Annotated in this window: 21 protein-coding genes; 15 read left to right on the plus strand and 6 right to left on the minus strand. The window is 52.4% G+C overall.

Translation table 11 applies throughout. The features are described from left to right. Nucleotides 1-75 precede the first annotated feature (75 nt). Nucleotides 76-795, plus strand: coding sequence for an osmolarity response regulator transcription factor OmpR (gene ompR, locus A8F97_RS21120; protein ID WP_005969424.1), 720 nt, complete (start codon nt 76-78; stop codon nt 793-795). Continuing rightward, entirely contained in the window at nt 792-2153 is a 1362-nt protein-coding gene (gene envZ / locus A8F97_RS21125) for a two-component system sensor histidine kinase EnvZ (RefSeq protein WP_033072223.1), read from the plus strand. The genes ompR and envZ overlap by 4 nt, the downstream gene beginning before the upstream one ends. A 195-nt stretch (nt 2154-2348) precedes the next feature. On the opposite strand, the gene pckA is transcribed toward envZ, so the two are convergent. The 5 genes from pckA to A8F97_RS21150 all read right to left on the minus strand — a co-directional run bounded on the left by pckA (nt 2349) and on the right by A8F97_RS21150 (nt 8587). Then, entirely contained in the window at nt 2349-3968 is a 1620-nt protein-coding gene (gene pckA / locus A8F97_RS21130; RefSeq protein WP_014701684.1) for a phosphoenolpyruvate carboxykinase (ATP), read from the minus strand. Between the two features lie 197 nt (nt 3969-4165). Next, entirely contained in the window at nt 4166-5035 is an 870-nt protein-coding gene (hslO, locus tag A8F97_RS21135) for an Hsp33 family molecular chaperone HslO (protein ID WP_014701683.1), read from the minus strand. A 70-nt stretch (nt 5036-5105) separates the two neighbouring features. Continuing rightward, complete coding sequence (gene hslR / locus A8F97_RS21140; RefSeq protein WP_014701682.1) at nt 5106-5516, minus strand: ribosome-associated heat shock protein Hsp15; 411 nt, start codon at nt 5514-5516, stop codon at nt 5106-5108. A gap of 88 nt (nt 5517-5604) precedes the next feature. Beyond that, nucleotides 5605-6321, minus strand: coding sequence for a GMP/IMP nucleotidase (yrfG, locus tag A8F97_RS21145; RefSeq protein WP_033072222.1), 717 nt, complete (start codon nt 6319-6321; stop codon nt 5605-5607). Nucleotides 6322-6439: 118 nt separating this feature from the next. Continuing rightward, nucleotides 6440-8587 (minus strand): intracellular growth attenuator family protein, encoded by a 2148-nt coding sequence (locus A8F97_RS21150; RefSeq protein ID WP_014701680.1) that lies wholly within the window; start codon nt 8585-8587, stop codon nt 6440-6442. A gap of 436 nt (nt 8588-9023) precedes the next feature. Between A8F97_RS21150 and nudE the strand changes: the two genes are divergently transcribed. Continuing rightward, complete coding sequence (nudE, locus tag A8F97_RS21155) at nt 9024-9581, plus strand: ADP compounds hydrolase NudE (RefSeq protein WP_014701679.1); 558 nt, start codon at nt 9024-9026, stop codon at nt 9579-9581. 84 nt (nt 9582-9665) lie between these two features. Here the strand turns inward: nudE and mrcA are convergent, their stop codons facing one another. Then, on the minus strand, nt 9666-12221 hold the full coding sequence (mrcA, locus tag A8F97_RS21160) for a peptidoglycan glycosyltransferase/peptidoglycan DD-transpeptidase MrcA (RefSeq protein WP_014701678.1): 2556 nt from the start codon (nt 12219-12221) through the stop codon (nt 9666-9668). 111 nt (nt 12222-12332) lie between these two features. On the opposite strand from mrcA, the gene pilM reads away from it, so the two are divergent. From pilM to trpS, 12 genes are all read left to right on the plus strand, one after another. After that, complete coding sequence (gene pilM, locus A8F97_RS21165; RefSeq protein ID WP_033072221.1) at nt 12333-13184, plus strand: type IV pilus biogenesis protein PilM; 852 nt, start codon at nt 12333-12335, stop codon at nt 13182-13184. 2 nt (nt 13185-13186) lie between these two features. After that, nucleotides 13187-13756 (plus strand): PilN domain-containing protein, encoded by a 570-nt coding sequence (locus A8F97_RS21170; RefSeq protein ID WP_014701676.1) that lies wholly within the window; start codon nt 13187-13189, stop codon nt 13754-13756. Next, the gene (locus A8F97_RS21175; protein ID WP_015731355.1) at nt 13749-14336 is read left to right on the plus strand and encodes a hypothetical protein; all 588 of its coding nucleotides are present in this window, start codon (nt 13749-13751) and stop codon (nt 14334-14336) included. Before A8F97_RS21170 ends, A8F97_RS21175 begins: the two co-directional genes overlap by 8 nt. Continuing rightward, a complete protein-coding gene (locus tag A8F97_RS21180; RefSeq protein ID WP_015731354.1) occupies nt 14333-14713 on the plus strand; it encodes a HofP DNA utilization family protein in 381 nt (126 codons plus the stop codon). The genes A8F97_RS21175 and A8F97_RS21180 overlap by 4 nt, the downstream gene beginning before the upstream one ends. A 57-nt stretch (nt 14714-14770) precedes the next feature. After that, entirely contained in the window at nt 14771-16045 is a 1275-nt protein-coding gene (gene hofQ, locus A8F97_RS21185; RefSeq protein ID WP_015731353.1) for a DNA uptake porin HofQ, read from the plus strand. A 351-nt stretch (nt 16046-16396) separates the two neighbouring features. Next, nucleotides 16397-16918: a shikimate kinase AroK gene (gene aroK / locus A8F97_RS21190; protein WP_005969451.1), complete on the plus strand. Its 522-nt coding sequence runs from the start codon at nt 16397-16399 to the stop codon at nt 16916-16918. Between the two features lie 51 nt (nt 16919-16969). Next, entirely contained in the window at nt 16970-18055 is a 1086-nt protein-coding gene (gene aroB / locus A8F97_RS21195) for a 3-dehydroquinate synthase (RefSeq protein ID WP_033072220.1), read from the plus strand. Between the two features lie 166 nt (nt 18056-18221). Continuing rightward, the gene (locus A8F97_RS21200) at nt 18222-19232 is read left to right on the plus strand and encodes an SPOR domain-containing protein (protein ID WP_033072219.1); all 1011 of its coding nucleotides are present in this window, start codon (nt 18222-18224) and stop codon (nt 19230-19232) included. A gap of 79 nt (nt 19233-19311) precedes the next feature. After that, nucleotides 19312-20124, plus strand: a complete 813-nt coding sequence (gene dam, locus A8F97_RS21205; protein WP_015731350.1) for an adenine-specific DNA-methyltransferase — start codon at nt 19312-19314, stop codon at nt 20122-20124. 112 nt (nt 20125-20236) lie between these two features. Then, a complete protein-coding gene (gene rpe, locus A8F97_RS21210; protein WP_014701667.1) occupies nt 20237-20914 on the plus strand; it encodes a ribulose-phosphate 3-epimerase in 678 nt (225 codons plus the stop codon). Continuing rightward, the gene (locus A8F97_RS21215; protein ID WP_014701666.1) at nt 20907-21611 is read left to right on the plus strand and encodes a phosphoglycolate phosphatase; all 705 of its coding nucleotides are present in this window, start codon (nt 20907-20909) and stop codon (nt 21609-21611) included. Before rpe ends, A8F97_RS21215 begins: the two co-directional genes overlap by 8 nt. Then, nucleotides 21608-22612, plus strand: coding sequence for a tryptophan--tRNA ligase (trpS, locus tag A8F97_RS21220; protein ID WP_014701665.1), 1005 nt, complete (start codon nt 21608-21610; stop codon nt 22610-22612). The genes A8F97_RS21215 and trpS overlap by 4 nt, the downstream gene beginning before the upstream one ends. Nucleotides 22613-22631: the final 19 nt, after the last annotated feature.

The raw sequence follows: 22631 nt of genomic DNA on the forward strand, positions 1-22631 counted from the left end.
AGAAACGACTGTCAGTAATTCGTGTGTTTCTGAACAATAGCAGCGTCGGCGCTATTACGCCTTTGGAGAAAGAGAATGCAAGAAAACTATAAAATTCTGGTTGTAGATGACGATATGCGTTTGCGTGCGCTGTTAGAACGTTATTTGACCGAACAGGGTTTTCAGGTACGTAGCGTAGCGAATGCTGAACAGATGGACCGTTTGCTGACCCGAGAATCCTTTCACCTTATGGTGCTGGACTTGATGCTGCCAGGCGAGGATGGGCTGTCCATCTGCCGTCGTTTACGCAGCCAGAGCAACCCGATGCCGATCATTATGGTGACGGCGAAGGGGGAAGAAGTGGATCGTATCGTCGGGCTGGAAATTGGCGCGGACGATTATATTCCTAAACCTTTCAACCCGCGTGAACTGCTGGCTCGTATCCGTGCCGTGCTGCGTCGTCAGGCAAACGAACTGCCGGGTGCGCCATCGCAGGAAGAAGCGATTATCGCGTTTGGCAAGTTCAAGCTGAATCTGGGTACGCGTGAAATGTTCCGCGATGATGAACCGATGCCGTTAACCAGCGGTGAATTTGCCGTGCTTAAGGCGCTGGTAAGCCACCCGCGTGAACCGCTGTCTCGCGATAAGTTGATGAACCTGGCACGTGGTCGCGAATACAGCGCGATGGAGCGTTCCATCGACGTACAAATTTCTCGCCTGCGCCGCATGGTGGAAGAGGATCCGGCGCACCCACGCTACATCCAAACCGTGTGGGGTCTTGGCTACGTATTTGTCCCGGACGGCAGTAAGGCATGATGCAATGGCGCTTTTCTCCGCGCAGCTCATTTGCACGGACGTTGCTACTGATTGTCACGTTATTGTTTGTCAGCTTGGTCACCACCTATCTGGTGGTGCTCAACTTTGCCATTTTGCCGAGTTTGCAGCAGTTCAATAAAGTGCTGGCATACGAAGTGAGAATGCTGATGACGGATAGTCTGCAACTCGAAGATGGCTCCACGCTTGAGGTGCCACCTGCGTTCCGGCGTGAGATTTACCGTGAATTGGGTATATCGCTATACACCAATGCCGCGGCGGAGGAAAGTGGCCTGCGTTGGGCCCAGCATTATAAGTTTCTGAGTGACCAGATGGCGCAACAACTGGGCGGCCCGACAGATGTGCGGGTCGAAGTCAGCAAGAACACGCCCGTGGTGTGGCTGAAAACCTGGCTGTCACCGGATATCTGGGTACGCGTTCCCCTCACTGAAATTCATCAGGGCGATTTCTCGCCGCTTTTCCGCTATACGCTGGCGATTATGTTGCTGGTGATTGGCGGTGCATGGCTATTTATTCGGGTGCAAAACCGACCGCTGGTTGAGCTGGAGCATGCCGCTTTGCAGGTCGGTAAAGGCATTATTCCGCCGCCGCTGCGGGAGTATGGTGCGTCTGAAGTGCGTTCTGTGACGCGCGCCTTTAACCAGATGGCCTCTGGCGTGAAGCTGCTGGCCGACGATCGCACGCTGCTGATGGCGGGTGTCAGTCATGACCTGCGTACGCCGCTGACGCGCATTCGTCTGGCGACCGAAATGATGGGCAAGGAAGATGACTATCTGGCAGAGTCGATCAATAAGGACATTGAAGAGTGTAATGCGATTATTGAGCAGTTCCTCGACTACCTGCGCACCGGTCAGGAAATGCAGACGGAAGTGGCTGACCTGAACGCGATTATGGGTGAAGTGGTGGCGTCGGAAAGCGGTTATGAACGTCAGATTGACAGTGAATTTGCTACCGGTGAGCTGCTGGTGCGCATCAGTTCGCTCTCGATAAAACGAGCGGCGATGAATCTGGTAGTGAATGCAGCGCGTTATGGTAACGGCTGGATCAAGGTCAGTACCGGACGTGAGTTACAGCGCGTCTGGTTTCAGGTAGAAGATGACGGAGAAGGTATCGCGACCGATCAATTACAGCATTTGTTCCAGCCGTTTGTGCGCGGTGATAGCGCGCGAACCACCAGCGGGACAGGGCTGGGCTTGGCGATTGTGCAGCGTATTATCGATGCGCATAATGGCGTGCTGGATGTTGGCACAAGCGAACGCGGTGGGCTTTGTGTCCGTGCATATTTGCCGCTGTTATCGGATGCGTCTGTAGTGGATAACGGTGCTGCAAACGAGTCATAAGCTTAATGCCGATCGTTTAAGAACCGAGATACACGGAGCGACCTCGGGGCGAGGTGTTCCTGCGGGAACCTCATCCCCATGTTTCTCCTAAAATGAGGCTTAGGCCACCAGCGTGAGTCATAACCTCTTCTTAAGTCCTAAAATAGCAAAAGGCGCGGAATCCGCGCCTTTTCTCTGTGTGTTTCTGGTGAGCGTTTAGCGCTTCGGCCCCGCTTTTACCAGTGCCGCACCTGCTGGCGCATCGGTGTATTTATCGAAGTTGGTGATAAAACGCTGTGCCAGATCGTCCGCTTTTTCCTGCCACGCTTCGACACTCGCATAGGTATCACGCGGATCGAGAATGTCAGGATTGACGCCGGGCAGCGAGGTCGGGATTGCCAAATCGAAGACGGGTAGCGTCTGCATTTCTGCATCATCAATGCTGCCGTTCAGAATGGCGTCAATAATCCCTCGCGTATCCTTGATTGAGATACGCTTGCCGCTGCCGTTCCAGCCGGTATTCACCAGATAGGCCTGTGCGCCTGCCGCCTTCATACGTTTCACCAGCACTTCGGCGTACTGCGTTGGGTGTAGCATCAGGAAGGCTGCGCCAAAGCAGGCGGAGAAGGTTGGTGTCGGCTCCGTCACGCCGCGCTCAGTTCCCGCCAGTTTGGCCGTAAAGCCGGACAGGAAGTGATACTGCGTCTGATCGGATGTCAGGCGAGAAACGGGTGGCAACACGCCGAAGGCGTCCGCCGTCAGGAAGATGACTTTGGTGGCATGACCCGCTTTGGAGACCGGCTTAACGATATTATGAATGTGGTAGATCGGGTAAGAGACGCGGGTGTTCTCAGTTTTGGAACCGTCGTTGAAGTCCACGTTGCCGTCTGCCAGCACCGTAACGTTTTCCAGCAGCGCATCGCGTTTGATGGCTCCGTAGATATCCGGCTCCGCTTCTTTGGATAGTTTAATGGTTTTGGCGTAGCAGCCGCCTTCAAAGTTGAAGACACCGTCGTCGTCCCAGCCGTGCTCGTCATCACCAATCAGTTGGCGTTTCGGATCGGTGGACAACGTGGTTTTACCTGTACCGGACAGGCCGAAGAAGACCGCCACATCAGATTTTTCGCCGACGTTTGCCGAGCAGTGCATCGAGGCGATGCCTTTCAACGGCAGCAGGTAGTTCATGATGGAGAACATCCCTTTCTTCATTTCGCCGCCGTACCAGGTGCCGCCAATCAGTTGGATGCGCTCCGTCAGGTTGAACGCGACGAAGTTCTCAGAGTTCAGCCCCTGTTCCTGCCAGTTCGGGTTGGTGCATTTTGCACCGTTCATCACGATGAAATCCGGTTCAAAACCTGCCAGTTCTTCATCGTTTGGGCGGATAAACATGTTTTTGACGAAATGCGCCTGCCAGGCCACTTCGGTTACGAAACGCACGCTGAGGCGGCTGTCTGGATTAGCACCGCAGAAAGCATCGATGATGAACAACCGCTTGCCGGATAACTGCGTGGTGACGAGTTCTTTTAGGTGCGTCCAGGTTTCCTGGCTCAGAGGGTGGTTATCGTTCTTGCCTTTGCCTTGATCGGACCACCACACCGTGTCGCGGGTAACGTCATCGCGCACGATGTATTTGTCTTTCGGGGAACGGCCAGTAAAGATGCCGGTATCAACGGCTACTGCACCCAGTTGGGTTTCGATGCCACGTTCATAGCCTTGTAGGGTAGAAGAGCGTTCTTCTTTAAAAAGCAGTTCATAGCTGGGATTGTAGACAATATCGCGGACATCATGGATTCCATAAGCAGCCAGGGCTTGCGGGGTAATACCGTTGATCTGCATGTTGCTACTCCTCAAGTTATAGTCGTACTACTAAACATTGTAGGGAGTGAGCTTATTTTAACCGCGATAGCAATCATAAAATTAAATAAATTCATTAATAACTTTGCTTATTCATGGTGTTTGCAAAATAACCATGGTGGTTTGTAAGCGGGAGAATAAGCAAAATAAAACGGGTACTGACGTACCCGTTAAAAAGGCTAATGCAACAGATTTCCTGATGAGTCGTGCCGAATGGCGCGGATGTCTAGTGAATTAAACAGGTAGTGCGTGCCGCAATAATCGCAGTGCATATCTATTTCACCGTCCTGCTCGATCATCTCATTGATTTCCTGATCGGACAGCGTCATTAATGCATCTGCGCAACGATCGCGCGAACAGTGACACTGGAATTCGACATTCTGTGGTTCATACACGGTAACCTCTTCCTGATGGTAAAGGCGGTACAGCACCTCATTGGCAGGTAGGGTAAACAGCTCCTCGGCTTTGACCGTGGCGGTGAGCTGGGCCAGATGATCAAAATCATTACGGTCGGTATCCTGCGCGGGCAATACCTGTAGCAGCATGCCTGCGGCGACCGGGTTTCCTTCATGTTGTCCGGTGCGGATAAATAGGCGTGTCGGCAACTGTTCGGACTGCTGGAAATAGCTTTCCAGACATTCGGCAACGGTTTCACCTTCTAAGCCAACAACGCCTTGATAACGTTCGCCGTCGGTCGGCGTAATCGTAATAACCAGATAGCCATTGCCGACCATCTCTTTCAGCGTGCTCCCCGGTGCGATATCCCCTTGCAGACGGGCAACGCCGCGCATCTGCTGCTGGTGGTTACCGTTAATCACTGCCAACTTCAGCGGGCCATCGCCCTGAAGCTGAACGGTAATATCACCGCTGAATTTTAGCGTGGCCGTCAGCAGGCTGGTGGCAACCAGCATTTCTCCCAGCAGGGTTTTTACCGCAACGGGGTAGTCGTGGTTGGTCAAAATACGTTGATACGTCTCGTTAACTGTCACCAATTCGCCACGAACGGCATAATTTTCAAACAGATAACGATGTAGTTGGTCATGAGCCATAATATTTTCTCGTCGTAGTGCGGCGGCTAGGAGTGCGGCGATTGCCGGGTCTTCTCTGACGCGTAGCGCGTTAGTCCTGATCGCTGTATTTAAATTTAATCAGATCGCGTCGCTCTTTTTTATCAGGGCGGCGATCGGGGTGCGGCATCGTCAGCGCATTCATTTTCCGCGCCTGCGCCACCTTTTCTCGTTTCTCAATGCTTGCTGCCGTTTCCTGATACAGCGCCTGCGCTTCTGTCGCGCTTCTGCGCTGGCCGCTGACGGCTAAAATGATGACGGTGCGTTCATCATTCCCCTGACGCAGTTTAATCTCGGCATTCAGCTCGACCTGTTTGCTCGGTTTACCGCGTTGCCCGTTATAGTGCACTTTGCCGCCGTCGATCATTTCACGGGCTATCGCTCGGGTTTTATAGAAACGGGCGGCCCAGAGCCATTTGTCCAGACGAACGGCGTCGTCAGCCTGTTCGGTAGCTTTCGCCATAAATTCTCCTGATTACCCTACTGCCGATCGTTTAAGGATCGCGTTACCGGGGGTGACCACGGCGCGAGGCATCCCTACGGGAACCCCATCACCGCGTTTCCCCCTCAGGCCAACCGCATGCTCCGGTGTTAACGGAGTGACGCAGGGCTGGTAGCAGCGTAAGGTAGTCGTTCATTGACGGATGTTGCAGGAATGTCTTCTCCTGCTGGCCAGAATCTGGATTGCGCACGCCCAGACAGTAATGGATGCCGAACGTTTTCGCAGCATCCAGAATCGGTTCGCTGTCATCCACGAATAACGTTCTGGCGGGGTCAAAGCTGGTTTGCTGCTGTACGGCCTGCCATAAACGCTGATTCTCTTTCGGATACCCATAAGTATGGGTGGAAAGCAATAAATCAAGGTGCTGATCCAGCCCTGTATGCTCGATTTTTACCGCCAGACTGTGCGGATGGGCGTTAGTTAGCAGAATTGTCTCTTTACCGCACTCACGCAGCGCCGCTAAAAACGGCGTGGTGTCGTCGCGCAATCGGGCACGCGTGCCGATATCTGTCGTCATCTGATAGATATCCAGATCGAGACGTTCCGTCCAGTAATCGAAACAGTACCAGTTTAGCGTGTGCTGAACGGCTTGATACTCTTGTTGGATAAGCTGGTGCGCCTGTTCAAGGCTGATTCGACGTTTTTCACTGAGCGACTGCGGCACCAATTGAAGCCAGAAATAGCTGTCAAACGCCAGATCGAGCAGCGTGCCATCCATATCCAGTATCACGGTGTCGATGTCGTGCCAGTTAACGTGGGGATTCATAACGACTCCAGATGTCGCGCCGTGCCATAGGAGTGATGAAGCAGGAGACGCGCAATGCAATAGTGGCAAGAAACCGATTCCGCTAGGTTAGCATAATCGTAGAGAGGGCACGATGCTGTCAGCGGGGGAGTTGAGGACGATTATCCGAGAATGAATCCGCCATCATATTGAAGCGTAAGCTGTAATAGCGCTGAATATCGGTAACCCGTTTCTGGCTTCTGCGTATTTTAATACCGGTCAGAACCGCATTAATGATAAACGTCGCGGAAAAGAGCAGCAGCAGCAGGCAACTGCCGAGATAGCGCCAGACGGTAATGACATCGGGCTCACTGTGCAGGCTGATGTGCTGCGTCCCGTTGGCATCGGTATTGAGCTGAGTGATAACGCCGGTGGCATTAAACGGCGTATGTAGCAGCATCGCTGAAAGCCGCTGAAGTTCCTGCCACTGATCTGATGGACGGTATTCATTGAGCGGCATGGGAGGGAGTGGATGGTTAACGAACTGCCGGCCTTCATCGCTGCGGATCAGGAACCCACCGGGTGGCGGGCTGTTTAGCGACTCTGCCGCATTATTGATTTCCTGATAGAAGAATTGATCGGTGGAACTGTTGACCAATGATTCGAGTGTTTCTGCGCTGACGGCAGGCAACACGACATTCATGCCTTTCAACTTGCCGGAATCGGCATCTTTCACCAAGGTATTCCAGTTTTTGACGTCACTCAGATTCACCAGCGCATTTTTCAGGCGGGAGCAATCGTTTTCCTGTTTACACAAATCTTGTGTTCTCAGGACGACATCGGCGAAGTTCTTCATCAGAATCAGCCCTGATTTCTGGATGGTGGACGCTAACTGAGAATTGACCTGACCTTCTTTATCCGTTTGTGGATGGAGTTGGCTGTTGACGGATTTAAGCAAGGCGGACGTTTTTTCAATCGTCTCGGATTCCGGCAGTGGGAGTGGCGCGGCTTTGTTCCAGTAAATCGCGGAGCAGTCGAAAGGGCTGAAGGCATAGGACGATGGAGCGGAGACCGGGTGAATGCCTGCTGGCACATAGCACATGCCATTGCCGCGAACCGCCAGCGTATCGCCAATACGGAGTGGGGCTTTTTCCAGATCGCTGACTTGCGTTACCTCAATGTGTTGTGCGCCTTGAAGCCAGGCAAGGCTGAGTTTTAACGGCAGTTCAAGCTGCACGTTAGTGACCAGCAACATCAGGCTGAGCAGTGAACCGGTGGCCAGAAGCAGGTTCCGGCCCCAGCGCTGTAGCGGAAAATATTTCACTTCATCATGCAGCGAAAGGTGCTCACCTTGACGGATCACCTGTCGGTTGAGATAGATATCTACGTCCGTTTTTCGCCCCAAATCCTGTGTGATATAGGGCTGCCAGTGAGGCGGGTAGATCAGATCGATGTTGCCGAGCGAGATATTGCCGAGTGGTCCCTGATTGGATTCGCCAAACAAACCCAAGCCTTGCGGCGTGCCGTGAAGGCAATGCACATCCTGCAGTTCTTGGGCGGACGGCGATCGGAAAAGTTGCCACAGACTCCAGCTTACCAGTAACGTTGCGGTGCCGATCAGCCAGGGAAGTAAGGTGATAGGGCTATTCAGGCTGATGAACAGGAGTAGAAAAGACAGGCAGAGCACGGCCGTTTCTTTCAACCCTCTGGAGTGGTGCATGACGTGTTCTTCACGCGTTTCTTTGCGGATAGTGACCAACTCCGCATGCTCACTGCCTTCCTGGCGGATGGAGGCGTTTGGCACGGGGATTTCAGCCGGTAGCGGAGCCAGTGGACGCTCGTCGAGGCATTCAGTTAGCGAATGCCCGTTTAGGGAAATGACCAACGGGATCGAGCGTGTCTTAATCAGTTCGACGGTGTTGTTTTCGGTAATGAACTGTTCCCAATTGGGCGGCAGATGAATTTCCTGGGTATCGATATAATAACGCCACTTATTCTGAGCATCGGTGCTCAGGCCGTAGCGTGTAATGGTATGCGTGATAGGGTACACCCGATTACTTTGCAGAGATCGCGGCAGTTTTGGTTGTGCATTGGGGATATCAAGCGGCGTGGTTTGTTGACTGTTTTCCTGAGCCAGATAGCGCTCAATGGCGATCCGTTCATCTTCAGTTAACCGACGGGGAAGCGATTGTGAAACAGGTAAGGGGCGAGCGGACAGGAAACGGCGTCGCATACGGTAGCCGACAAGACCTCCGATAACGATCAGACAGGCAAGCAATATCGCCAATAGGGTAAATATTGTGCTCATGTCATCTCCATTCCAAAACGCAATGCTCCTTGTTTCCGTCGGAGTTTAACAAAATTATACAATCGATGATAACCCGTATGGCGTTGTTTTCTTAGATTAATAACGTAATTATGAATAGAATTAATCGCATAAGGTGATGATAGTAACAAGCAAAAAATGCCTATTGAATGAGGATAATCCTATTTTTTTTAAGTTATTGACTTGTGGCGGTGGTTTCTCATACAGGATGTGTCCTGCATGTTGCTCACACGTAAATTCATCGTCACGATAGTTGCAGCGAAGGTGACTGTTAACGCACAATGTGAATAGAATCAAAAAAGAATATTTACGATCTCTTCTTATTCAACAGCATGTCGTGTTCAGGTTGCGATAAACGCAGCCCCCCATGCGCGTTGGGCTAAGGTGCCGTTCTGGTCGTAATTCTCTGGGGGCATCAATGAGTCATAACCTGAAAAAACCTAAAATCCTCAAGGTGGAAACGATAGCGCGTTCGCGCTTGTTCAATGTGGAATCCGTCGATCTTGAATTTAGCAACGGGGTACGCCGGGTTTATGAACGGATGCGCTCAAGCGGTCGGCAGGCGGTGATGGTTGTCCCGATCGTTGATGATGAACTCTTGCTGATCCGCGAATACGCTGTCGGCATTGAGGAATACGAACTGGGTTTCCCCAAGGGGCTGATCGATCCCGGTGAAACGGTCTTTGAAGCGGCGAATCGCGAATTGATGGAAGAAGTTGGTTTCGGGGCGGAGAAGATGGACCTGCTGGCGACGTTAACCATGGCTCCCTCCTATTTTTCCAGCCAGATGAATATTGTGGTGGCGCGCGGACTGTACCCGCAGAGTCTGGAAGGTGATGAGCCGGAGCCCCTGCCGCAAGTCCGCTGGCCGATAGACAACATGATGTCACTGCTGCAAGAGCCCGACTTCCGCGAGGCCCGTAATGTCAGTGCGCTGTTTCTGGCTCACGACTGGTTGCGCCGTACACCCCGCTAATTTCCTGATTCATCATCGTAGTCAAAACAAGAAGGCACCGTTTCTGGTGCCTTCTTTGTACTGCGTAACGTCATCGAACGCTGGCTAGAACAGTTCTTCGCTTTGTCCGTTATCCATCAGCGTGGTGCCGACTTCATGCACTTCGTATTCTTTCGGCTGCGTACCCTCGACGAAGTATTCGGAACGGCTGTTCCCTCCACCGCTGGACAACTTGCCGCTGCTGCGGTCAATGACCACGCTGACGACGCCGGGTGGCGGGGTCAGCGGTTGTTCCGGTACGCCATCCAGTGCGGCCTTCATAAAATCATCCCATGCGGGCTGGGCCGATTTTGCGCCACCTTCATAGCCGGAGATCTGATCTTTGATGGCCCCAGATGCGCTACTGGCACCCAGATCGCGGCGATGATCGTCGAAGCCGATCCAGACTGAAGTCACCAGATTCGGGCCATAACCGGAGAACCAGGCATCTTTGGAACTGTTTGTTGTACCGGTTTTACCGCCGATATCACGACGTTTTAAATCACGACCTGCGCGCCAGCCCGTTCCCATCCAACCTGGTTCACCAAAGACGTTGCTGTTCAGCGCGTCTTTAATCAGGAATGACAGTGGGGTACTGATAACGTGCGGTGCATAAGGCTGTGCTGCATTTTGCTGTGCGGCCTCTGGTGTAACAGGCTCCAGTTCTGGTTGCGGCAGACCTAACGGCGGTGCTTCGTTTGATGTGGCCACATCTTCAACGTTAGTGGTTGCTAGCACCGGAGAACGTGGCGTATCACCGTAGACCAACGGTAGATTACAGGTATCACAAACTACTTTCGGTGTCGCGGTAAAGACCGTTCCACTTACTTCGTTCTCTATCTTGCTAATCAGATAGGGATCGACCAGATAGCCGCCGTTTGCCATGACGGCATAACCACGTACAACCTGTAGCGGCGTAAACGAGGCCGCACCCAGCGCTAGCGATTCGGTATGGACGATATTCTGCGCCGGGAAACCGAAGCGTTGCAGGTATTCCGCCGCATAGTCGACGCCCATCGCGCGCATGGCGCGCACCATCACCACGTTTTTAGATTGGCCTAACCCCTGGCGCAAACGGATCGGGCCGTCATAGGTTGCCGGGGAGTTTTTCGGCCGCCAGTCAGATCCTGCACCGGCATCCCAACGGGTGATGGGTACATCGTTCAGAATTGTTGCCAGCGTTAAACCTTTGTCCATCGCCGCGGTGTACAGAAACGGTTTGATGTTGGAACCAATCTGACGTAGCGCCTGTGTTGCACGGTTGAATTTGCTTTGGTTAAAGTCAAAGCCGCCAACCAGCGCTTCTATTGCGCCATTTTTCGGGTTGAGTGAGACGATAGCAGAGTTGACGTCCGGCACCTGTGCCAGCCACCAGTCATCGTTCACTTTACGCACCCAAATCTGTTGGCCTGTCTGCACTACATCCGTTACACGCTTCGGTGTTGGCCCTTGCTGCGTATCAGAACGATAGGCGCGTGCCCAGCGCATACCCGCCATCGGCAAGGCAATGTTGCTGCCGTCAGACAGGATAGCAATGGCGTTGTCTGCTGTTGTGCTGGTGACGATGGCTGGAGAGAGGGGGCCGTAGACCGGCAACGCTTTCAGGGCGGCAATCATCTTCGCCTGATCCCAAACGCCTTCACCCACTTTCCATAACACTTTGCCTGGGCCGCGATAACCGTGGCGCATGTCATAGGCGAGAATGTTATTACGCAATGCATCCTGTGCGGCAGTTTGCAATTTTTTGGTGACCGTCGTGTAGACCTTATAACCGTCGTTGTATGCATCTTCGCCGTAGCGTTTGAACATCTCCTGCCGCGCCATTTCTGCAACATACGGTGCGGAGAACGAAATTTCAGGCGCGTGATAATTCGCGACCAGCTTTTCGTTACGCGCCGCATCGTATTGCGACGGCGTGATGTAGTTTTCATCCTTCATTCGCGCAAGCACTACGTTGCGGCGGGCAACGGCGCGGTCGTAGGAATAGAGCGGGTTGAACGTAGATGGAGCCTTCGGCAAGCCGGCGATCATCGCCATTTCGCTCAGCGTTAACTGGTCAACAGGGCGACCAAAGTAAACCTGTGCCGCTGCGCCAACGCCATAGGCGCGATAGCCGAGGTAAATCTTGTTCAGATAGAGCTCAAGGATCTCATCTTTGGTCAGCAACTGCTCAATACGGATAGCCAGAAACACTTCCTTGATCTTACGAATCAGAGTGCGTTCTGGGCTCAGGAAGAAGTTCCTGGCGAGCTGTTGCGTAATGGTACTCGCCCCCTGAGAGGCATGACCAGAGGTGAGCGCGATAGATGCGGCGCGGATAATCCCGACGGGATCGACACCATGGTGATCATAGAAGCGGCTGTCTTCGGTCGCGATAAAAGCATGTACCAACTCAGGAGGAATCTGGTCCAGCTTGAGCGGGATACGGCGTTTCTCACCAAATTGAGCGATCAGTTCGCCGTCGGCGCTGTAGACCTGCATTGGCGTTTGTAGCCGGACGTCTTTCAGCGTGGCGACATCGGGCAGTTGGGGTTCGATATAGCGGTACAAACCATATATCGAGGCAGCTCCCAGCAGAATGCAAGAGACTGCAAGGATGAATAGATACTTTACGAACTTCACCTGGGATTTTCCATTCAGTAGCGTTTGGACAGTTTATAAACAATCGGGCGCTAGTATAAAGATAACCCAGCACTGTGGATACGTTTATTGGATAAGGAAATCGGGTTAAACATGGCTTATCACATCTGGCGGGTTGGGTTAGATATACAGAACGGCTTCATGCGCGCTCTGGCAGTTCAGCGTCGCCGCTACGGCTGGCAGCTTCGTCACTGGTGGGAATATCCACTACCGGACGATACGTTGCACACAGGTAGTCTACACCATACTGAGGTGCTTTGTGAGGCCTTACGAACATGGCGTCGTTTACTGCCTGAACACATTTCGCTGCGGGTAGGGCTTCCTGTGCAGTCGATTTTGCAGCAGCATTTGCCGCAACCCGACCGGCGTTTACAGGAGCCAGAACGTAGTCTCTATATTGAAACCATGGCGGCTCGTAAGCTGCCGATTAGCCGCGAATCGCTGGCGATAGACTATCGGGAAGATCCACAGGCGCAGGGTTCACTGTTGGTGACGGCAGCACGCCTACAGGAAATCGACAAATGGCTGACATGCTTTAAGAGCGCGGGGCTGCGTCCTGATGTCCTTGACGTTCCAACGTGCGCGCTTCGAACCATGGCACAATTGGTCGGACTTGAATCCAACCGTCTGTTTCTGCATCGCCTGTTGGAGGGTTGGCTGTGGGCATCCCCGTTGAGCCATGCGTTTCACTCGGGCGTAATACACCTTGATGAACTGAATGACGAAACTGATATCGTATCGGTTGTAAGCACTCGCTATCAGCATGATGTCGATAGCATAGCCTATTGCTCCAGCGTCTCACCCGATTTGCTCAGCCAGCGTACTGACGAATTATTGCTGTGGTCGCCGTTAACGGTGTTTAGCCACATGCAGCCGCCGCTACCGAGTTTTCCCCCAGCTTTTGCGATCGCGGGTGGGTTGGCATTGCGCCCTGAGGATGCCTGACCATGCTGCTGATTAATCTTTTACCTTGGCGTAACACTCAGATACGTCAGCGGGCACGCCGCTGGTTAGGGCTATTGTGGCTACAGACGGGGTTGATGTTATGCCTTATTGCGGCAAGTTATCTGTTTTGGCAGCACAGACAACAACGCGCACAGGATGGGCTCAATGCGGTTCTGGCGCAACAGCAGCAATTGACCGCGTTGTATCAGCAAACTCACCTCGCGCGGGAAGCGCTGCATCGTTTTCAGGTGCAAGAACGTGCAGAGGCGGTAATCCTGCATGACAATCGTCGCAATCTTCATTTGTTAGAGCGGCTTGCTGGCATGATGCCTGAGCGCCTGTGGCTGACGGAAATTGTCGATCGTGGATCGTATCTGTTACTTACAGGTGTGAGCGAAAACTATCACGACATCATTACGCTACAGCACGCGTTATTGCGCCATGTTGCAGTCGAACGTGTGCAAGTGCTGCGCACGTCCCGAGAGCGTGGTGTGGATAACGGGCTACGTTTTTCCTTACAGGCTGACTGGCGTGATGCTACTGATGCCCTACAAGGGGATGATCATGATTAATCAAAAAATCATGCTTGATGCTGTGTTGAATCGACCAAGGCTCATTACTAAATCGCTTTGGCGGCAGGTCGTCCTTCAACTGGCGTTTGTCGCCCCCGTTGGGCTGCTATCAGGCTGGCTCTTTATCGATAGCGTCCGGCAAGCGGTGAGTGACATAGAAGAGCAAACTGTTCAGGCGCGTCTGGGTATACACGCGGTGCAACAGAAACTCGATGCGATGCCGTTACTGTCGGTGTTACGAGCGCAGTTAGCGGGAAAAATCACGCAAAGCACTTCCTTTCAGTCCGACAGGCTGGCACAGCTACTCGTCAAACCCTTATCGCAGGCGGGTGCTTCTCTGCTGTCGTGGCAGCCAGTTTCCCGTTCTGCAGAAACGCCCCACCAGGAACGTTGGCAACTGACATTTAGCGCGGATTACGCGGGGGTATTACAGGTGCTTCGCGAATTAACGGCGTTGCCTTATGTATTGCGAATTGCGCAGTTGACGGTAAAGCCAGATACCGCACCAACAGCGCTGCCGTCGGAAGCGCCACGGCTACAGGTTGAATTATCGCTGATCGGGCCGGAGGTGGCGCAATGAGCCAGACAACCTGCCGTATCGCATGGATGTTGTTATTCGTGCTGCATAGCGTGCAGGCAGAAAAAACCGTAGCGCGTATCGACCCTTTTCATCCTTTGAACGCCGCACGTTGCCTGCCCTCGGCGACTTTGCCTGCGTGGCGGCTAAAGGGCGTAATTGGTTCTGGTGACCGTTGGATTGGTTGGTTAGCACAGGCAGAGATGGGGTGGGTAAAACTAACCAGTGGCGAGACGATCCCGCCAGGAAACTGGGTGGTTAGCCAACTAGACAAATCCGGGGCCACACTTGTTCCGACGTTGCGTGAGGCCGGCTGTGATGGCCTGCCGGATAGCCTGTTGCTGGATTCGCCATTTGTTGATAGGCCAAAGGATAAGTGAAACTTGCCTACCGACCCATATTTTTAACAACCACTTATCTCGATAACAAGGAAGGTTATGAATATAAGAATGTTATGTCGCGTGGCGACGTTGAGTTGGCTACTGCTTCTCACCGTACCGTATCAGGTCGGGGCTGAACCTTCGGTATCGATGGCTTTTGAGAATTCGCCAATACCTCAGGTGCTACAGGCGTTAGCCGATCACCAACAGCTCAATGTGGTCATCGCGCCGGGTGTGACGGGAAATCTGAGCCTGAGACTGGCAGAGGTTCCCTGGCAGCAAGCGCTGGATATTGTTTTACGCATGGGGAAACTGAGCGTCGAGCGCAACGGAAATGTGCTGCTGGTTTTCCCTGCTGAACATCTTGCGTCCCAACAGAAGGAAAAGGATGAACGCATGGTGGAGTTGGCGCAGAAACTGCCGCTACATAACCTCTCTGTCGCGTTGCAGTATGCTGATGTGGTTGACGTAGCGGCCAGCGTTCAGGCCCAGCGTGGAGCCCTGCTTTCTACACGTGGCAGCGTAACTGTGGATAAGCGGACGAATACCTTATTGATTCGCGATACGGAAGACGCGTTGGCACAGCTCGAACCGTGGTTAAAGGAGCTCGATCTGCCGTTAGCGCAGGTGCAACTGGCGGCGCATATTGTCACTATCAGCAGCGAACACCTACAGGCGCTGGGGGTTAACTGGGGGCTGGGGGAAGGAAACGCGGCGAACAAGGCACTCAGGCTGAATAATTTTAATGTTGGCCTGCCGGTAGACACGCCAGCAGTCAATGCGGGGTTCCATTTGGCGAGACTGAATGGCCGTTTGCTGGATCTGGAATTAATGGCGCTGGAGCAGGAAAGCCAGGTTGAAATTATCGCCAGCCCCCGCCTGTTTACTGCACACCAGCAGACCGCCAGTATTAAGCAGGGAACGGAAATTCCGTATCAGGTTTCCAGCGGTGCTAGCGGATCGACCTCCATCGAGTTTAAAGAAGCGGTGCTCGGTATGGAAGTGACGCCCGACATTCTGCGTGCCGGACGCATTACGCTGAACCTGAAAATCAGTCAAAACATGCCGGGACAGACGATTAAGCAAGGCGATAATGGCGAAGCGTTAGCGATCGATAAACAGGAAATCCAAACTCAGGTGACGGTCGCTGATGGAGAAACTATTGTATTAGGCGGCATTTTCCAGCAGCAAAAAAAGAATAGTGGCAGTCAGGTGCCAATATTGGGTGAGGTTCCCGTATTTGGTCATCTGTTCAGAAACCATACTCAGCAGCATACGCGACGAGAATTGGTTATTTTCATTACACCGACGTTGATACCTGCCTCATCGTGAGCAAACCCAGGCTCGCTCTGATGTTGTACGGTAATTTTTTGCAGATAGGACGCAATATTTTTGTCACGTTCAGCGCTTATGAGTTTGACGCTGCGGCGGATTTAGCTTACAAGGGTTAGCGAATTGAGCACTGAAGTGTTGTTCCACCGAAAATGTCTACAAAACATACTGCATTGACCCTCTGTGGTCGGTGTGACATTTTATTCGGTTGCCAAACTACCCTGAGTCTTGAGATAATTTTTTGTCTGATTCTCGCACTATCGCTCATGAGGTTTCAGTTTAGGTCCCGCCGCTGGGTTGATTGGCGGGGCGGGTTATCATTAACGAATTGTCTTAGTAATACCAAAAAACATGGCAGAGAAACGCAATATCTTTCTGGTTGGGCCTATGGGTGCCGGCAAAAGCACTATTGGCCGTCAATTAGCTCAGCAACTCAATATGGAGTTTTTCGACTCCGATCAAGAAATTGAGCGACGCACTGGGGCTGATGTGGGCTGGGTATTCGATGTGGAAGGCGAAGAAGGCTTCCGCGATCGTGAAGAGAAAGTCATTAATGAATTGACGGAAAAGCAAGGCATCGTACTGGCAACAGGCGGTGGCTCAGTCAAATCACGTGAGACGCGTAACCGTCTTTCTGCGCGCGGCGTTGTCGTTTATTTGGAAACGACAATCGAGAAGCAACTGGCCCGCACGCAGCGTGATAAGAAACGTCCGTTACTTCAGGTTGAAACCCCTCCACGTGAAGTATTGGAAGCATTGGCGAAAGAGCGGAACCCGCTTTATGAAGAAATCGCGGATGTTACCATTCGGACTGACGAGCAAAGTGCCAAGGTCGTTGCTAACCAGATTATCAATATGCTGGAAAGCAACTAAGAGCATACCTTAATCCGCATTGGGCGGACCTGAACGGGTTGTTTAACGAGCATGGAAAGAATTACCGTAACACTAGGGAAACGCAGTTATCCCATTACGATAGCCGCCGGATTATTTGATGATTCGGCATCTTTTATGCCGTTAAAAGCGGGGGAGCAGGTCATGCTGGTGACTAACCAGACGTTGGCCCCTCTGTATCTTGACCGCGTTCGTGGTGTGCTGGAAAACACTGGCGTGCATGTCGATCAGGTTATCTTACCTGATGGCGAGCAATACAAATCGCTGGCCGTACTGGATCAGGTTTTTACTGCGCTGCTGGCGAAGCCACATGGTCGTGATACGACGATTGTCGCCTTAGGCGGTGGTGTCATCGGCGATTTAGCCGGTTTTGCCGCAGCCAGTTACCAGCGCGGCGTCCGGTTTATTCAGGTGCCGACAACGCTGTTATCGCAGGTAGATTCTTCCGTCGGTGGTAAAACCGCCGTCAATCACCCGTTGGGTAAAAACATGATCGGGGCGTTTTATCAGCCCGTATCGGTTGTGATCGATTTGGACTGCCTGAAATCCTTACCGGCACGGGAATTGTCATCCGGGCTGGCGGAAGTCATTAAGTACGGCATTATTCTGGATCGCGATTTCTTTCTTTGGCTCGAAGAAAACATTGAGGCAGTGCGTGAGCTACGGCATGACGCGCTGGCTTACTGCATTCGACGCTGCTGTGAAATCAAAGCGGCAGTGGTCGCCGCTGATGAACGTGAAAGTGGCATGCGTGCATTGCTCAATTTGGGCCATACTTACGGGCATGCCATTGAAGCTGAAATGGGCTACGGTAACTGGCTTCATGGCGAAGCGGTTGCGGCAGGCATGGTAATGGCTGCGCATACGGCACGTCGCCTCGGGCAGTTCTCCGCAGCGGACGTCGAGCGCATCAAGTCTCTGTTGGTTCGTGCTGGCCTGCCAGTGAACGGCCCGACGCAAATGACGCCTGAAGCCTATCTTCCTCACATGATGCGAGACAAAAAAGTGCTAGCAGGTGAGCTACGTCTAGTGTTGCCAACAGCGATTGGTCAATCAGAAGTCCGCGGTGGCGTTGCGCATGACATGGTGTTGGCCTCAATAGCGGATTGCCAAGCCTGATGCGTAATGCTATCGGGTTATGAAAGACCAGCAGTTATGAAAGATAAGTATTAACGACAGACACGCCCTGATGGGTTATGGTTAATAAAATACAATGCGTTACGATTCAATGATTCGCCTTGGTGATCCTATGGTGGATTTGAGCTTTTTAGTGGGGAGATGTTAAATGGATGAGTTCAAGCCGGAAGATGAGCTGAAGCCTGATACCAGTGACCGTCGACCTACTCGTCAGCAAAAAAGCAGCAACTTCGCGGTACCCAAAATCGCGCTTTCCAGACAGCACCTGATGATTGGCATCGGGATCGTCGTGCTGGTGCTGTTGATTGTAGGTATCGGATCTGCTTTGCAGGCTCCTTCCCAACCACAAACGCAACAGACGCAGAACCAAGCGGGTGGAGAACGGAATATCGATCTCTCTTCCTCGTCTTCTATGACACAGAGCGCGCAACCTGCTTCACAGGGCGAGAACCCTACGGCGGTTCCCGGTGAGGCTGGTCATGGTGCGCAGACGTCTTCTCAAGCGCCGATGTCACCTCAAACATTAAGTGCCCCGCCGATTTCCGGTACGCCGACAGATGCGCAGGTTCAACCGCCGGTGGCAGGCCAGCAGCGTATTGAACTGCCGGGCAATATCACCGATGCATTGTCGCAACAGCAAGGGCGCGTGAGTGAATTCTCTCAGGGGGCGTCAGGAAATTCGACGCTGCCGACAGCGCCTGCAACGGTAGCTCCAGCAGGAAAAACGTCAGCGACATCGTCAGCTAAAAATACACATAGTAATGCGACGCCTGCACACGCCAACAACGCTAAGCCTGCTGCGAACAGCGCACCAAAAACGCCAGTAGCAAGCAAACCTGCGACTAACGCAAACGCGGTGCCAGCGACTAGCGGGAAGAACGTTTCCGTACAGAATGCGCCAGCCAGCCACTTTACTTTGCAATTGAGCAGCGCTTCACGCTCGGACACGCTGAAAGCCTACGCGAAGCAACACAATCTTGCCCATTCATGGGTTTATGAAACGAAACGAGACGGAAAATCCTGGTATGTGTTAGTGACCGGAGTCTATGCTTCTTCTGCGGAGGCGAAACAGGCGATTGCCGCGTTGCCCGCAGAGATACAAGCGAAAAAACCATGGGTTAAGCCGATCCGTCAGGTGAAGCAGGACTTGAATAAGTAACACCAATTTTAGCCCTGATGTGCTGTCTGACACAGAGTACAATCCGCGGCTCTGAAACGTATGAGTAACTAACGACGGCATGAAGAAGAACCGCGCTTTTTTAAAATGGGCTGGTGGTAAATATCCGCTGGTAGAAGAAATTCGTCGCTATTTACCCGCAGGAGACTGTCTTATTGAGCCTTTTGTTGGCGCAGGTTCCGTATTTCTGAATACGGAATATGAGCGCTACATATTGGCTGATATTAATAGCGACCTGATTAACCTGTACAATATCGTCAAATCGAATGCCGAGGAGTTTGTTCTCGACGCCCGTAAGCTGTTTACGGATGAAGTGAACACGTCTGAGGCGTTTTATCTGCTGCGTGACGAATTTAACCTTTGCAGCGATGCTTATCGGCGTGCCCTGCTATTTCTCTATTTGAATCGCCACTGCTATAACGGCCTGTGCCGTTACAATATGCGCGGTGAGTTCAATGTTCCTTTTGGGCGTTATAAGAAGCCCTATTTTCCTGAAGAAGAGATTCGCTGGTTTGCCCTGAAATCGCAAAATGCCACCTTCGTTTGTGAGCATTATCAGGACACGCTGGAAAAAGCAGAGAAGGGATCGGTTATTTATTGCGATCCACCCTATGCACCGCTGTCTGCTACCGCGAATTTTACGGCCTACCACACCAATAATTTCAGTCGTGCCGATCAGCAAAGTTTGGCGCAATTGGCTCGGCGTTTGTCAGTAGAAAGCCAGATCCCCGTGCTGATTTCCAATCATGACACCTTGCTGACCCGTGAGTGGTATCAGGAAGCTGTGCTTTATGTTGTTAAAGCGCGCAGAACCATTAGCCGTAATATTTTAGGGCGTAGTAAAGTAAACGAGTTATTAGCCCTATATCGGTAATACCGTTTGGGCAAACAGAGCGCGGTGAATCGGTTTATGTCGTCTGAGTGGCGTCATTAGCCGAGAATGAGGTTACCCGCAGGCATTCAGACTTTACCGTTTGGAGAAATGAATGAAACCGTTTTTAATCGCGCCGTCTATTTTGTCGGCTGATTTTGCCCGTCTTGGTGAAGATACCGCTAACGTATTAGCTGCCGGGGCTGATGTGGTGCATTTTGATGTCATGGATAACCACTACGTGCCAAATTTGACGATTGGCCCGCTGGTACTGAAATCCCTGCGCGATTACGGCATTACCGCGCCGATTGATGTTCACCTGATGGTGAAACCGGTTGATCGTATCATCCCCGATTTCGCCAACGCGGGAGCCAGTTTCATTACCTTTCATCCCGAAGCTACCGATCATCTCGATCGTTCACTCCAACTCATCAAAGATCACGGCTGCAAGGCCGGGCTGGTGTTTAACCCTGCGACCCCGCTAAGTTACCTCGATTACGTCATGGATAAGCTGGATATCATTCTTCTGATGTCGGTTAACCCTGGATTTGGCGGTCAGTCCTTTATTCCCAGCACGTTGGATAAGCTTCGTCAGGTTCGTCGCTTGATCGACGATAGCGGTTACGACATTCGACTGGAAGTCGATGGCGGGGTAAAAGTGGATAATATCGGCGCGATTGCGGAAGCTGGCGCGGATATGTTTGTGGCGGGATCGGCTATTTTTGGTCATCCAGATTACCGTACCGTTATCGATCAAATGCGTAATGAAATTTCAAGGACGAAACATGACTGAATTAACCGCAGTTCGCGGGTTGGCTTTTGATTTGGACGGTACGCTAATTCATAGCGCGCCGGGTCTGGCGGCGGCTATCGATCAGGCATTAGTGGCGCAGTCATTGCCTGCGGCAGGCGAAGCCCGCGTTGCAACCTGGATCGGCAACGGTGCTGACGTCATGGTTGAACGTGCGCTGCGTTGGGCTGGCGTTGAGCCGACAGGCGTGCGCTTGCAGGAAACCCGTGAGCGGTTTGATCGCTATTATGCGCAGACGGTGGATAGCGGTAGTACGCTGTTCCCACAGGTAAAAGAGACACTGGCGCAGTTGGCACAGCAAGGGGTTCCGATGGCCGTGGTGACCAATAAGCCCACGCCGTTTGTTGCACCGTTGCTGTCAGGATTAGGGATCGGTGACTATTTTTCACTGATCATCGGTGGTGATGACGTTATCGTGAAAAAACCGCACCCCGCGCCGCTCTATTTGGTGCTGGGGAAGCTGGGGTTACGCGCTAGCGAACTCTTGTTCATCGGTGATTCCCGCAATGATATTCAGGCCGCGCAGGCGGCGGGTTGCCGCAGTGTCGGCATGACGTATGGTTATAACTATGGTGAAGCGATCGAGCTGAGTCAGCCGAATATCGTTCTGGATCGCTTTGCCGATATTTTGCCTCTGATCGGGCAGTCTTCTTCACACAATCAGGAACCCTTAGTATGAGCAAGCCCATTGTATTTAGCGGTGCGCAACCGTCTGGTGAATTGACCATTGGTAACTACATGGGGGCGTTACGTCAGTGGGTCAGTATGCAGGACGATTATGACTGCATCTATTGCATCGTGGATTTGCATGCCATCACGGTACGTCAGGATCCGCAGGCGCTGAGAAAAGCGACGCTGGATACCCTGGCGCTGTATTTGGCCTGTGGCATCGATCCGAAAAAGAGCACCATTTTTGTTCAGTCACACGTTCCTGAACATAGCCAACTGAGCTGGATACTGAACTGCTACGCCTATTTCGGCGAGTTGAGTCGTATGACGCAGTTCAAGGATAAATCCGCGCGCTATGAAGAGAACATCAACGCCGGTCTGTTTGATTATCCGGTGCTGATGGCGGCGGATATCTTGTTGTATCAAACGAATCAAGTACCAGTGGGCGAAGATCAGAAGCAGCATCTGGAATTGAGCCGCGACGTTGGTCAACGCTTCAACAGCCTGTATGGCGACATTTTCAAAGTGCCGGAGCCATTTATTCCAAAATCGGGCGCGCGCGTGATGTCTCTGCTGGAACCTACCAAGAAGATGTCCAAGTCCGACGATAATCGCAACAACGTTATCGGGTTGCTGGAAGATCCGAAAGCGGTGGTGAAGAAGATCAAACGCGCGATGACAGATTCCGATGAGCCGCCAGTCATTCGCTATGATGTGAAGAATAAAGCCGGGGTATCGAACCTGTTGGATATTCTGTCTGGCGTGACGGGAAAAAGCATCCCAGAGCTGGAGCAGGAATTTGATGGCCAGATGTATGGTCATCTGAAAGGTGCGGTGGCGGAGGCCGTATCCGGTATGCTGTCGGAGCTGCAAGAACGTTATCACCGTTTCCGCAACGATGAGGCTTTCCTGCAACAGGTGATGCGTGAAGGCGCTGAAAAAGCCAGCGGTCGTGCACAGGAAACGCTGAAGAAAGTCTACGACGCTGTCGGTTTTGTTTCCCGCCCGTAAGTCTTAATCACCGTCAGGA

This window comes from Pectobacterium parmentieri (assembly GCF_001742145.1).
Classification (GTDB): Bacteria; Pseudomonadota; Gammaproteobacteria; order Enterobacterales; family Enterobacteriaceae; genus Pectobacterium; species Pectobacterium parmentieri.

What these genes read in the sequence shown, in the direction of transcription:
- envZ (WP_033072223.1), top strand. Translation starts at nt 792, where the DNA reads ATGATGCAATGGCGCTTTTCTCCGCGCAGCTCATTTGCACGGACGTTG.
- nudE (WP_014701679.1), top strand. Translation starts at nt 9,024, where the DNA reads ATGAGTCATAACCTGAAAAAACCTAAAATCCTCAAGGTGGAAACGATA.
- hofQ (WP_015731353.1), top strand. Translation starts at nt 14,771, where the DNA reads ATGAATATAAGAATGTTATGTCGCGTGGCGACGTTGAGTTGGCTACTG.
- hslR (WP_014701682.1), bottom strand. Translation starts at nt 5,516, where the DNA reads ATGGCGAAAGCTACCGAACAGGCTGACGACGCCGTTCGTCTGGACAAA.
- A8F97_RS21180 (WP_015731354.1), top strand. Translation starts at nt 14,333, where the DNA reads ATGAGCCAGACAACCTGCCGTATCGCATGGATGTTGTTATTCGTGCTG.
- aroB (WP_033072220.1), top strand. Translation starts at nt 16,970, where the DNA reads ATGGAAAGAATTACCGTAACACTAGGGAAACGCAGTTATCCCATTACG.
- hslO (WP_014701683.1), bottom strand. Translation starts at nt 5,035, where the DNA reads ATGGCTCATGACCAACTACATCGTTATCTGTTTGAAAATTATGCCGTT.
- A8F97_RS21150 (WP_014701680.1), bottom strand. Translation starts at nt 8,587, where the DNA reads ATGAGCACAATATTTACCCTATTGGCGATATTGCTTGCCTGTCTGATC.
- pilM (WP_033072221.1), top strand. Translation starts at nt 12,333, where the DNA reads ATGGCTTATCACATCTGGCGGGTTGGGTTAGATATACAGAACGGCTTC.
- A8F97_RS21170 (WP_014701676.1), top strand. Translation starts at nt 13,187, where the DNA reads ATGCTGCTGATTAATCTTTTACCTTGGCGTAACACTCAGATACGTCAG.
- trpS (WP_014701665.1), top strand. Translation starts at nt 21,608, where the DNA reads ATGAGCAAGCCCATTGTATTTAGCGGTGCGCAACCGTCTGGTGAATTG.
- A8F97_RS21215 (WP_014701666.1), top strand. Translation starts at nt 20,907, where the DNA reads ATGACTGAATTAACCGCAGTTCGCGGGTTGGCTTTTGATTTGGACGGT.
- pckA (WP_014701684.1), bottom strand. Translation starts at nt 3,968, where the DNA reads ATGCAGATCAACGGTATTACCCCGCAAGCCCTGGCTGCTTATGGAATC.
- A8F97_RS21200 (WP_033072219.1), top strand. Translation starts at nt 18,222, where the DNA reads ATGGATGAGTTCAAGCCGGAAGATGAGCTGAAGCCTGATACCAGTGAC.
- rpe (WP_014701667.1), top strand. Translation starts at nt 20,237, where the DNA reads ATGAAACCGTTTTTAATCGCGCCGTCTATTTTGTCGGCTGATTTTGCC.
- dam (WP_015731350.1), top strand. Translation starts at nt 19,312, where the DNA reads ATGAAGAAGAACCGCGCTTTTTTAAAATGGGCTGGTGGTAAATATCCG.
- aroK (WP_005969451.1), top strand. Translation starts at nt 16,397, where the DNA reads ATGGCAGAGAAACGCAATATCTTTCTGGTTGGGCCTATGGGTGCCGGC.
- ompR (WP_005969424.1), top strand. Translation starts at nt 76, where the DNA reads ATGCAAGAAAACTATAAAATTCTGGTTGTAGATGACGATATGCGTTTG.
- A8F97_RS21175 (WP_015731355.1), top strand. Translation starts at nt 13,749, where the DNA reads ATGATTAATCAAAAAATCATGCTTGATGCTGTGTTGAATCGACCAAGG.
- yrfG (WP_033072222.1), bottom strand. Translation starts at nt 6,321, where the DNA reads ATGAATCCCCACGTTAACTGGCACGACATCGACACCGTGATACTGGAT.